The 11,806-nt window shown below is 75.3% G+C and carries 8 protein-coding genes; 6 read left to right on the top strand and 2 right to left on the bottom strand.

Going from position 1 to position 11,806, the window contains the following annotated elements:
• Positions 1-57: 57 nt before the first annotated feature.
• The 3 genes from ABD361_RS03360 (at position 58) to ABD361_RS03350 (ending at position 2,771) form a co-directional block, all read left to right on the top strand.
• The gene (locus ABD361_RS03360; protein WP_344433125.1) at positions 58-879 is read left to right on the top strand and encodes a glycerophosphodiester phosphodiesterase; all 822 of its coding nucleotides are present in this window, start codon (positions 58-60) and stop codon (positions 877-879) included.
• Positions 880-1,059: 180 nt separating this feature from the next.
• Positions 1,060-1,617, top strand: a complete 558-nt coding sequence (locus ABD361_RS03355) for an ATP-binding protein (protein WP_344433280.1) — start codon at positions 1,060-1,062, stop codon at positions 1,615-1,617.
• A 185-nt stretch (positions 1,618-1,802) separates the two neighbouring features.
• Positions 1,803-2,771, top strand: coding sequence for a DUF5926 family protein (locus ABD361_RS03350; RefSeq protein WP_344433124.1), 969 nt, complete (start codon positions 1,803-1,805; stop codon positions 2,769-2,771).
• Between the two features lie 733 nt (positions 2,772-3,504).
• On the opposite strand, the gene ABD361_RS03345 is transcribed toward ABD361_RS03350, so the two are convergent.
• Together ABD361_RS03345 and ABD361_RS03340 are read right to left on the bottom strand one after the other, a co-directional pair.
• Positions 3,505-4,179 carry a hypothetical protein gene (locus ABD361_RS03345; protein WP_344433123.1) on the bottom strand — a complete coding sequence of 225 codons (675 nt, stop codon included), beginning with the start codon at positions 4,177-4,179 and terminating at the stop codon, positions 3,505-3,507.
• 351 nt (positions 4,180-4,530) lie between these two features.
• Positions 4,531-5,253, bottom strand: a complete 723-nt coding sequence (locus ABD361_RS03340; protein ID WP_344433122.1) for a bifunctional DNA primase/polymerase — start codon at positions 5,251-5,253, stop codon at positions 4,531-4,533.
• 882 nt (positions 5,254-6,135) lie between these two features.
• Between ABD361_RS03340 and ABD361_RS03335 the strand changes: the two genes are divergently transcribed.
• From ABD361_RS03335 to ABD361_RS03325, 3 genes are all read left to right on the top strand, one after another.
• Positions 6,136-7,626, top strand: coding sequence for a PP2C family protein-serine/threonine phosphatase (locus ABD361_RS03335; protein WP_344433121.1), 1,491 nt, complete (start codon positions 6,136-6,138; stop codon positions 7,624-7,626).
• Between the two features lie 113 nt (positions 7,627-7,739).
• Positions 7,740-9,203: an aminopeptidase P family protein gene (locus tag ABD361_RS03330; protein WP_425583129.1), complete on the top strand. Its 1,464-nt coding sequence runs from the start codon at positions 7,740-7,742 to the stop codon at positions 9,201-9,203.
• A gap of 352 nt (positions 9,204-9,555) precedes the next feature.
• Positions 9,556-11,775, top strand: coding sequence for a BTAD domain-containing putative transcriptional regulator (locus ABD361_RS03325; RefSeq protein ID WP_344433120.1), 2,220 nt, complete (start codon positions 9,556-9,558; stop codon positions 11,773-11,775).
• The last annotated feature ends 31 nt before the right edge of the window (positions 11,776-11,806 follow it).

Below are 11,806 nucleotides of genomic sequence, written 5' to 3'. Positions count from 1 at the left end.
CTTGCCGACAAATGGGACCCCATGCGCGATTGTGCCAGGCAGTGGCACCATAACGCGGTGACCCCTGCGCGCCACTCCCTCGACGTCGTCGCCCACCGCGGAGCGTCCGACGACGCGCCGGAACACACGCTCGCCGCCTACCGCAAGGCCATCGAGGACGGCGCGGACGCCCTGGAGTGCGACGTACGCCTGACGGCCGACGGACACCTGGTGTGCGTGCACGACCGCCGGGTCAACCGCACCTCCAACGGCCGCGGCGCCGTCTCGACGCTGGAACTGGCCGACCTCGCCGCCCTGGACTTCGGCTCCTGGAAGGCGCCGGCCGGCGAGACCGAGGCGCCCGACCGCGACATGGAGGACGCGGCCGACCCCGACCGCACCTCCGTGCTCACCCTGGAACGGCTGCTGGAGCTGGTCGTCGACTCGGGCCGCCGCATCGAGCTGGCCATCGAGACCAAGCACCCCACGCGCTGGGCGGGCCGGGTGGAGGAGTCGCTCCTGGCCCTGCTCACCCGCTTCGGCCTGACCGAGCCGCCGCCGGACGAGCCCTCGGCGGTGCGGGTGATGAGCTTCTCGGCCCGCTCCCTGCACCGGGTGCAGGCGGCGGCACCGCTGCTGCCCACCGTCTACCTGATGCAGTTCCTCTCGCCGCGCGTGCGCGACGGGCGGCTGCCGCAGGGCGTGCGCATCGCCGGGCCGAGCATCCGGATCGTCCGCAACCACCCCGAGTACGTCGCCCGGCTGCACCGCGCGGGCAACGCGGTCCACGTGTGGACGGTCAACGAGCCCGAGGACGTCGAGCTGTGCGCGCGCCTGGGCGTGGAGGCCGTCATCACCAACCGGCCCCGCGCCGTACTGACCCAGCTGGGCCGACGCTAGGCATTACGGGGTGTGCACCGGCGCGTTCGGTGCGTAAGAAGGCCGCGCGAGTGCTCCCTTCGGCCGGAGGTTGGCCGGTTTCCGGTCCAGTCCATTGGGGCATTCATCCCCTGACGTGGGGCAAAGGAGGTCTCGGGGGTGGCGTTGGTGGTGGCACAGGAGGTGCCCACGTCGTCGATCATGGCCGTACCCCATGGTCCAGCCGGTGTGGGTCGAGCGAGACACCGGATGCGCAGCGAGCTGCGCACCAGCGGGGTACCGGAGACGGTCATCGACGACGCGGTACTGATCCTTTCCGAGCTGCTCAGCAACGCGTACCGGCACGGGCGCCCGCTGAGCCGGGTGAACGGCTCCGAGGAGGCGGACGGCGGTGTCCTCGCCGCCTGGCGCATCGACGCCCGCGGCCGGCTCACCGTCGAGGTGACCGACGGCGGCGGCCCGACCCGCCCCTTTCCGGCCACGCCCTCGGTGACCGCGCGCGGCGGCCGGGGCCTGAACATCATCAGCGCCCTCTCCCAGGACTGGGGCGTGCGCGACGCCCTCGGCGAGGTGACGGTGTGGGCCGCGCTCTCCGCACAGGCGGCACTGTCCTCGCATCCAGGTCGTGCTACGCGCGTCGACCACGCGCCACCGGTCCCTTTCGCCGACTCGCTGGCCGGCTCCCTGAGCGGCTCCCTCACCGATTCGCTCACCGACTCCCTCGTCGACGCCTACGCCGATCTGGACGAGCCGGCCTGACGCCCGGCGCCCGCTGCCCCTACCCGCCCGGCACGCCGCCCCTCCCGCGCGTGCCCGGCGGCCGTGGCCACGCCTGGCGCTAGGCTCGCGCCGCAAGGTGGAAACGCCGCGGGGCGCGACGACGCCCCGGGGCGCGACCGCACCGCGCGCCCACGCCGGACGCACCGATCGGGAGACACGCACGCATGGCCAAGAAGCGCCGCCCCCAGACCCAGGCCGCCCAGCCTCGGACCGGCAACACCCCGGTCCCCGTCGTCGGCGCCCGCGAGCCCTGCCCCTGCGGCTCGGGCCGGCGCTACAAGGCCTGCCACGGCCGCGAGGCCTCGCACGCCGCCGTCGAGCTGGTGCAGCGGCCGTTCGAGGGACTGCCGGGCGAGGCCGACTGGGTGGCCCTGCGCGAGCTGGTCCCGGCCGCGACCGTGGAGCTCCACCTGAAGGGCGGACTGCCCGAGGGCGTGCCGTCGGTGACGCTGGCCACCGTGCTGCCGATGGCCTGGCCCGCGCTGCGCCGCGACAACGGCGCCGTGCTGCTGGGCCTGCAGAACGACACCGCCACCGGTGACCTCAGCCGCGACCTCGCCGACACCCTGCAGCGGGCGCTGACGGCCGAGCCGGGCACGCCGGTCGCCGCCGGCCGGGCCGCCGCCGACGGGCCGCGCCTGCAGGACCTGCTGGATGCCGAGGCCCCGTTCGAGCCGCAGGTGCACACGGGCTTCGAGTTCTGGGTCGAGAACGCCGAGAACGCCACCGGCGAGGTCGCCGCCTCCCTGGAGCGGGCCAACGCCGCCGCGATCCCCACCGTCCGCCTCGCCGGCCTGGACGCGGCGTACTGGTGCGAGACGCCGGCGAAGAACCACCTGCGCTGGGTCATGACCGTGCCCGAGGAGAAGCTGCTGGACGCCCTGGCCCGGCTGCACGCCGCGGGCACGAGCTCGCTGGGCGAGGGCACCCGCCTGGTCGGCTCGTTCCGGGCGCACGGGCTGACCGTGCCGGTGTGGGACCTGCCGAGCTCGATGGGTGCGGCGGAGACCGAGAAGCCGGCGGCGGCCCTCGCCGAGCGGCTCGCCGCCGCGCTCGCCGACGACAGCCCGCTGACGGCCGACGAGCGCCGGGCCCGCGGTGGTCTCACGAGCCGTCAGGTCACGCTCAACTGATCATGGATCAAGATCCGCGGTGGTCGATCACCCGACCGGTGACGGACGATCAAGAGGCCGCGCCCTGACCGCCGATCATGGAATCCGGCCCTCCGGACGGCCGTGCGGGTGATCACCCGGAGGGCCGTCCGGAGGCATTCGGACACCTGCCGGCCCCCTGCCGACCCCCTGCCGACCACCGGCCGCGCCGCCGAAGACGGGCGGATGGGGCGCTTTCCGGCGCCCGGAGCAGGCAATTCCGCGGCCGGAACGCGTGACTCCTGTCACAACTCCCGCCGCTGACCGGCAAATCGGCGTCCGGAAATCCACGATCGAATTTGCGAACCGCGGATCTCTTGTTACCGTTCTAGGAGCCCGGTCGCTGGTGCATCCCCCGTCGCCAGCGACCGGGCGTTTCCATGCCCGGCGCCGGTTCGGCGCCTTCGGGCACCGGCCGGGGCGGCTCCGCCCGCCGGCCGGCCACGGTGCCGGCGCCCTGGACATCCGTTCCCCGCCCGGCCCGGCCGCCGACGGACGCGGCCTCCGCGCCCCCACCCCCACCGCCCGGCGCATCATGCCGACGAAGCCCCAGGTCATGCGCGTGGGCCCGGCTCCGGGGGCGGCGCCGCCGGCGGCGCGTACGGCCGGCCCCACGCCCCCGGCGCGGGCCCCGCGAGGGGGCGCGGACTCGCCGGAACAGCACCGACGGTGCCTCCGCGCGCCCCTCCCCACGGCCCGCCGGACCGCCCGGTGATCAACCCGCGTCGTCCTCCGGAGAGTTGCTGCCGGAGCGGAGCAGGAGCTTCCCCTCCGTCGAGGCGATCTCCGCAACCGCTGCATACGAGCCATGTCCCCGCACGGTCGCCCGGTGGGGGGTCTCGCACATGTCCGGATCATCGGTTGCGGCCAGACGGCAGTTCACCTGCATGGTCCGGCCGTCGGGGGACATCAGGCTGAGCACGCCCGTCAGCGGGGCGCCGGTGGCGTTGCGGTAGTACGTGCGTCCCCATGTCTCCCGGTCCTGCCCGAGGACGCAGGTCTGCGCCTCCACCCCCTCCGGGGAGGTGAGTTCGGGGCCGCACCGCGACACCCCGCCGGCGCCGGCCGCCGGGCCCGTGAGGCCGGGCATCGCGGACAGGCCGAGGGCCGGGCCGTCCCAGCCGTCCGCGTCGCCGGGGTGTTCCGCGCCCGCGCCCCGCGCCCCGCCCATCGGCCGCAGGGCGGCCGCGCGGGCCGCCGGGCCGGTGCCGGAGCCGGAGCGGCCCTGCGGAGCCCGCCCGGCGCGCTCCTTCGCCCGTCCCGCCGGCCCGGCCGTGGCGACTGCCAGCGGCAGCACCACGGCCAGTACGACCGCGCTCGCCAGCGCGATCATCCGGAAATTCGCCGCGCGCTGCCCGGAGGGGCCGGGAAGGCTGGAGGCACGCACCATGGGGATCACCTGCAACTCGCCGCGGGGCACGCGCTCGCGCGCCACCGCGGGGAACGGAAACGTAAGGAGGGGTGGGGGCCGAGCGGCCCCGCCGGCCCGGCGGCGCCCTCGCTGTCGCGGCGCCCGGATCCGGTCCGGAACCCCGAACATACGGGCAGGAAGGGGCGCTTCGCCGCGCCGCGCGCCCGTTTTCCGCGTTTCTCCGGGTGGCTTACACCCAAAAGAGTGAGCGCCGGTTCGCGGCCCGTCCCGGGTGGGCGTGGCAGCGCGTGCGTCTCCCGTCCGTACGCGCTCCCCGCTCCGCCCGCGCCGGGCACGCTCCGCCCGCGCCGGGCAGCGGCCCGGCGCCCGTCAGTGGGCGAGCCGGGTGCTGTCCCCGCCGGTGCCGGCGCACTGCTCGACCAGCACGTCGACGAGCGTGGCCACGTCGGGCAGCCAGGGCCGGGCCGGTTCCGCCGGGCGGCTCCGCCCGCCGCCGCGGCCCGCCCGGGCCGGGGCCGGCGCCGCCGGACGCGGGGCGCGCTCCCAGCGGACCTGGCCCGCGCCCGTCGGCGAGGGCGGCAGCACGGTGTAGCCGCCCTCGCCGTGGAAGCGCAGCGAGCCGGGCACCCAGTCCTGGCGGTGCAGCAGCTCGCCGAGCGCCTCCAGGGAGTACGGGGCGACCAGCAGCGTCCAGCGGGTGGGGGTGGCGACGACCGGGCCGACCCGTACGCCCGCCCGGTCCAGGGCGGCCAGCGCCCGGGCGCCGGCGACGGCCGGCAGGCTCACCGCGCAGGGGGCCCGGCCCCCGGTGGCCAGCACCACGGGGGCCTCGGGGCGGTTGGTCCACCACCAGCGGACCATCCGGGCGTCGGTGGTCGCCGCCAGCAGCCCGGGGTCGAAGGGGTGGGCGCCGGGGTGGGCGCACTCGGGGTCGGGGCAGCCGCACTCGCGCAGGCGGCCGGGCCGCAGCCCGACGCCGGGCACCACCGGCCACTGCCACTCCGTGGCATAGGTCAGGGCCGCGGTCAGCACCGCGGACCGGCCGGCCCGGCGCAGGGAGAGCTTGCGTCGCCTTCCGAGGATCTCGCGCATGAGCGCTCGTTCCTTTCCGTGAACGTCCGTGAACGCCGAAGGTCGGTCCGCGGCCGGGGCACGGCCGGGACCGTGGGGCACATGCACGTCCACCCGAGTGAACGACATGCACCGCAGGGACTGCAGGAATCGCAAGACTGCAAAGGCACTGCGTGAACTGCGGGGAACTGCAACAGACTGCGTGGGACTGCAACAACTTCCTGGGACTGCTATAGCCCCCTGGAGCCCATGGGGACTACATATGGCACTACGGGCACTGCTCGGCGCGGTACTCAACGCGCCGCGACCCCTCGGCCGGCACACCACGTGGATCACGGGTCACTGCGTACAACGCAGCGCATCACGCCGCGGGCCAAGCGGGAAACCTGGCGGGGGGTGGCGCGCGCATGGCGCTTCGTGCTGAGCCGGTGCGCCCCTCGCCCTCGGCGCGGGTCGCCCCGTGCCGCCCGGGGACGGGCGTGGCCGTCGACCGATAAGACGCTCGGGCCCGCCACCGGGTTGCGGGGCGGTCCCGACTGCCGCTTGCCCTTCTTTCGAGTACGTACCCACCGGGGTGGGTGCGACGCGCCGTCGGAGCGGGATCAGTCGACAGCAATGGGCGGGCCCCGGCCACATTTTCCGGCCAAACTCGCTGTGTCCCCGACCGGCCGCGAAACCTCATCAGACACCACCAATCCCACTGGTCCAATGCTGGACATGCCCTTGCCCGGGCGTGTACATGTGGAGCACCCACAGCGCGCGACACGTCAGGGGGTGTGCGGTGCCGTTGCCCCGAAAGCACAGGCCAACCCGCTGGTCGAGCGGGGTCGCCGGGGTGCCCGCGAGCCCCGCGCGGGCCGGGGGCCGAGCGGGCCCCCGGCGGCCGGGCCGAGGCGGGCCGCCATGACCACGCCCCACCCGCCGAAAGTGGCCGGAATCAATCCACCGGCCCCTGCCCCCGCGCACACTTCGTCCCCCGCGGTGCCCGGTCCCCCCGCCTCCCCCGAGCCGGGCGCGCCGCCCGCCCAGGGGCCTGCGGCGGACGCCCCCGCCACCCCTTCGCCCGCCCGCGCGGTCCAGGACCGCCTCGCCGGCTGGGTCTCCGACCTGACCACGCTGCAGGAGCTGACCGAACGCCTGAGCCGCACGGCCGGCGTCGAGGACGCCCTCGGCGAACTGCTGCGCGCGGGCGCCTCGCTCGTCGGCGCCGGCCGCGGCCTGGTCACCCTCCACCCCGCCGCCGCCCACGGCCGTCCGGTCACCGTCGGTCTCGGGCTCGGCCACGCCGACCTCGGCCACATCGAGACCCTCCCCGCCGGCGGACCGCTGGGCTCCGGCGGACCGTACGCCGGCCTCCTCGACGACCTGCCGCCCGCCGGCGACCGGAGCGGCACCGCCCACCCCGACATCCCGCACGACAGCGGGCTCGACCCCCGCCACCGCGAGGTCGCGGCCCGGCTCGGCTACGCCGCCAGCTACGCCCTGCCGCTGGAGTCCGCCGCGAGCCGTACCGGGCCCGCGGCCCCCGCCGCCGGCCGCATCGGCGGCGCCGTGTGGCTGTACGACGAGCCGGCCGAGCCCGACGAGCGCCAGCGGCACCTGGCCGGTCTGTACTGCGGCTACGCCACCGAGCACCTGGCCCGGCTCATCGAGCTCGACCACGCCCGGCGGACCCTGGCCACCCTGCGCGAGGAGCTGCTCCCGCGCCGGCTGCCGCGGGTGCCCGGCGTCCGGCTCGCCGTCCGGCACCACCCCGGGGCCGACGGCGGCGGCGCCTGGTACGACGCGCTGCCGCTGCCCGAGGGCGCGCTGGGCCTGGCCATCGGCGCGGTCACCGACTCCGGGCCCGGCGCGATCGCCGCGATGGGCCGGCTGCGGGCCTCCCTGCGCGCGTACGCCGTCATGGAGGGCGAGGACCCGGTCGCCGTGCTCTCCGACCTCGAACTGCTGCTGCGGCTGACCGAGCCGCACCGCACGGCCACGGCCCTGTTCGCGTACTGCGAGCCCGCCGAGCGCAAGGTCGTGGTCGCCGGGGCCGGGCACTGCGCCCCGCTGGTCGTCGGCGACGGGCGGGTGGAGTACGTGGACACCACGCTGTCGGCGCCGCTGGGCATGCTCGCCTGCTGGGAGGCGCCCAGCGTGGAGATCGAACCGGCGCCCGGAGAAACGCTCCTCTTCTACAGCGACGGACTGCTGCGCCGCGCCGGCGGCAGCGCCGACCGGGCCTTCGCCCGGCTGCACCGGGCGGCCGCGAGCGTGCCCCGCGCGGCCCGGCACGACCCGGAGGCCGTGGCCGACCACGTGCTGCGGGCGGTGCTGCCGAAGGACGCGGCCGGCCCTGCGGACGGCGCCGTGGCCGACGACACGGTCCTGCTGGTGGCCCACTTCGACTGAGCGGAGCCGGACGGCAGCGCTGCGTACCGGGCCGTCGGTCCCTTCTCCGGCACATTCCTGCGCACATACGATGTGAACGGTCGAGGTGAGCGCCCCGCCGAGGAGGAATTGCAGTGACCGAGCAGCCCGCGCCCGAGAACCCCGAGGGCGATGAGCAGCCCATCAAGCAGCGGAAGAACGGCCTCTACCCGGCCGTCTCCGACGAGCTTGCCGCCAACATGACGTCCGGCTGGGCCGACACCGAGCTGCACGACCTGCAGCCGGTCCCCCAGGCCGCCGAGACCGCCCGCCGCCGCGCGGAGCTGTCGGCCCGCTTCCCGGGCGAGCGCCTGGTGATCCCGGCCGGCAACCTGCGGACCCGCTCGAACGACACCGAGTACCCGTTCCGCGCCGCGACGGAGTACGTGTACCTCACCGGTGACCAGACCCACGACGGCGTCCTCGTCCTGGAGCCGGCCGGTGAGCAGGGCCACACCGCCACCGTCTACCTGCTGCCCCGCTCCGACCGCGGCAACGGCGAGTTCTGGCTGGACGGCCGCGACGGCGAGCTGTGGGTCGGCCGCCGCCACAGCCTCACCGAGGCCGAGCGGCTGCTGGGCCTGCCCGCCGCCGACGTGCGCGAGCTGCCCGACGCCCTGCGCGCCGGCAGCGGCCCGGTCCGCGTCGTGCGCGGCCACGACGCCGGCATCGAGGCGGCCCTCGACGGCCTGGCCGACGCCGGGCGCGACGAGGAGCTGCGCGTCTTCATCAGCGAGCAGCGCCTGGTGAAGGACGCCTTCGAGATCGGCGAGCTGCAGAAGGCCGTCGACTCCACCGTCCGCGGCTTCGAGGACGTCGTGAAGGTGCTCGACAAGGCCGAGGCGACCAGCGAGCGCTACATCGAGGGAACGTTCTTCCTGCGCGCCCGCGTCGAGGGCAACGACGTCGGCTACGGCTCCATATGCGCCGCCGGCCCGCACGCGACCACCCTGCACTGGGTGCGCAACGACGGCCCCGTCCGCTCCGGCGACCTGCTCCTGCTCGACGCCGGCGTGGAGACCCACACCCTCTACACCGCCGACGTCACCCGCACGCTCCCGATCAGCGGCACCTACACCGAGCTGCAGCGGAAGATCTACGACGCGGTGTACGAGGCCCAGGAGGCCGGCATCGCGGCGGTCAAGCCCGGCGCGAAGTACCGCGACTTCCACGACACCGCCCAGCACGTCCTCGCGACGAAGCTCGTCGAGTGGGGCCTGGTCGAGGGCCCGGTCGAGCGCGTCCTGGAGCTCGGCCTGCAGCGCCGCTGGACCCTGCACGGCACCGGCCACATGCTCGGCCTGGACGTCCACGACTGCGCGGTCGCCCGCACCGAGACCTACGTCGACGGCGTGCTGGAGCCCGGCATGGTGCTCACCGTCGAGCCCGGCCTGTACTTCCAGGCCGACGACCTGAGCGTGCCCGAGGAGTACCGCGGCATCGGCGTGCGCATCGAGGACGACATCCTGGTCACCGAGGATGGGAACCGGAACCTCTCCGCCGCCCTGCCGCGCACCTCCGCCGACATCGAGGCGTGGATGGCCGCCCTCAAGGGCTGACCCGGCACACGGCCGCGACCTGCGGCGAGAACCCGGCGGACCAGGGGACCCACCGAGCGGTGGCCCCTGGTCCGCGGCGTTCGGCGGATGCTGCAATTCCGAAGGAATCGTTGCATGTTGATTGCCAAGCAAATCGCACGACCGTACCGTTAATCGAAAGCTCGGGGGGAATGGGGGCTGTCATTCTGCGCGGATCCACGGCACAGTTCGCCCCACTCACTCGCTTCCTCCCTCGAAGCACCGCACGGCCACGCCCCGCGTGACCGGCGCGGCGGGCCCGGTCGAACCCGCCCCTTCTCCCGCGCGTTCAACCCGTACGGCACGACTGCGACTTCCGCTCCTAGGGGGGACGATGCCGATCCATCGGAATGGGACGACAGCCACCACCAACCGCCACCGGCCCGGCGGAACCGGAACCTTCGGGGAGCAGCTGCGCTGGTACCGGGGGCGCGCCGGGCTCACCCAGCGCGAACTCGCCGAGAAGTCCGGCCTGAGCGTGCGGGCCCTGCGCGACATCGAACAGGGCCGGGTGCAGCAACCGCAGACCAGGACCCTGCAGCGCCTGATGGAATGCCTCGGCCTCGACCCGGAGGAGGCCCGGCGGGCGGGCACGGGCACCGCCCCCGAGGCGGACGCGGACCCCGACGCCCACCCGCCGGACGACCGGCTCCGCATCGGCATCCTCGGCCCGCTCAGCATCCGCCTCGGCGGCACCGAACTGGACGTCCGCGCCGCCAAACCCCGGCGATTACTCGCACTGCTGGCCCTGCACCACCCGCAACCGGTCGGCCTCGGCGAGATCACCCGGGCCCTGTGGCCCACCGACCCGCCCCCCTCCTACCACGGCCTGATCCACACCTACGTCGGCCAGGTGCGCCGGCTCCTGTCGCCGCCCGGCGCCGGGCCCGCCGCCCCGGCCGCCTCGTACCTGGCGCGCACCCACACCGGCTACGTGCTGTGCGTCGAGCGGGACCAGGTCGACCTCAGCCGCTTCGAGGACCTCTCCGCCAGGGCCCGGCAGGCCCGCGCCGCCGGCGACACCGCGGCCGCCCACGACCTGGCCGGCCGCGCCTACCGCTGCTGGCGCGGACCACTGCTGTCGGACGAGCCCCTGCTGACCCAGGACCCGGCCGCCACGGCCGCCGCCAAGCGGCGCATCGACAGCCTCCTGCTGTACGCCGACCTCGCCATGGAACTGCGGCGCCCCGAACAGGTGGTGCACCCGCTGCGCCTCGTCGCCGAGCAGGAACCCCTGCACGAAGGGCTGCAGGCCCGCCTCATGGTGGCCCTGGCCAGCTGCGGCGAGCAGTCCGCCGCGCTGAAGGTCTTCACCGAGGTCACCCACCGGCTCGACCGGGAGCTCGGCATCGCCCCCGGCGACGAGATCCGCCGCGCCCACCTGCAAGTGCTGCGCCAGGAACTGCCCTGGCCGCGCGGCGAGTGGCTGGCACGCCTGTCCGGGCGCGGCGAGCGGCCCGCCCCGCCGCAGCCGCGCCACCCTCCCTCGGCCCTGCCGTCCTGCAAACCCTCCCAACTGCCGGGCGAGGCCCGCATCCACGTGGGCCGCGCTGCGGAGACCCGGCAGCTGGACCGGCTGCTGCTCTCCCCCGGCGAGTGGCACGGGCAGGTGCCGGTCGCGCTGCTCACCGGGCTGCCCGGGGTGGGCAAGACGGCGCTGGCCCTGCGCTGGGCCCACCGCGTCCGCGAGCGCTTCCCGGACGGCCAGCTGTACGTCGACCTGCACGGCCACTCCGTCCGGCCCCCGCTGCCGGCCGCCGCGGCCCTGACCCTGTTCCTGCGGGCCCTCGGTGTCGCGGACCACCGCCTGCCCGGCGCCCCCGACGAGGCGGCGAACACCTACCGCACCCTGCTCTCCGGCCGGCGGGTGCTGATCGTCCTCGACAACGCCGGCACGGCCGAGCAGGTACGGCCCCTGATCCCCGGCAACGCCGAGTGCGCCGTCCTCGTCACGAGCCGCAACACCCTCTCCGGGCTCGTGGCCCGCGAGGGGATCCGCCGCATCGGCCTGGACGCGCTCGGCCCGGACGAGGCCCAGGTGCTCCTCACCCGGCTGCTGGGGCGGGCGCGCACCGAGGCCGAGCCTCAGGCCGCCGCGGCGCTCGTGCGGTACTGCGGGGGGCTGCCGCTGGCCCTGCGCATCGTCGCCGCCCACCTCGCCGAGAACCCCGGCGTCGGCCTCGCCGAGTACTGCTCGGAGCTCGGGGACGACGGCCTGGTGCGGGGCCTGCGGGTCGAGGGGGACCGGCTCTCCTCGGTCGAGGCGACCTTCGAACTGTCGTACGCGGCGCTGCCGGAGCCGGTGCGGCGCTTCTTCCGCCTGGTGGGCACGACCGACAGCGGAAACGTCACTGCATACACGATGGCCGAACGGGCGCGGATGACGCCGTGCGAGGCGATCCGCATGCTGCGCGCCCTCGTCGACGCGAGCCTGGTGCAGGAGTACGCCCACGGCCACTTCCGCATGCCCGACCTGCTGCGGCGCTATGCGCGGGCGCTGGCGAAGAGCGACGATGCCGGTCACCTCCGGGTGGTGCGGTCCTCGACCATGTGATCCCGGCAGTACATGTGATCCAGGCAGTAAG

The sequence above is a fragment of the Streptomyces luteosporeus genome (genome assembly GCF_039532865.1).
GTDB classification, from domain to species: Bacteria; Actinomycetota; Actinomycetes; order Streptomycetales; family Streptomycetaceae; genus Streptomyces; species Streptomyces luteosporeus.
This window is presented reverse-complemented; position numbering and strand designations above follow the sequence as displayed.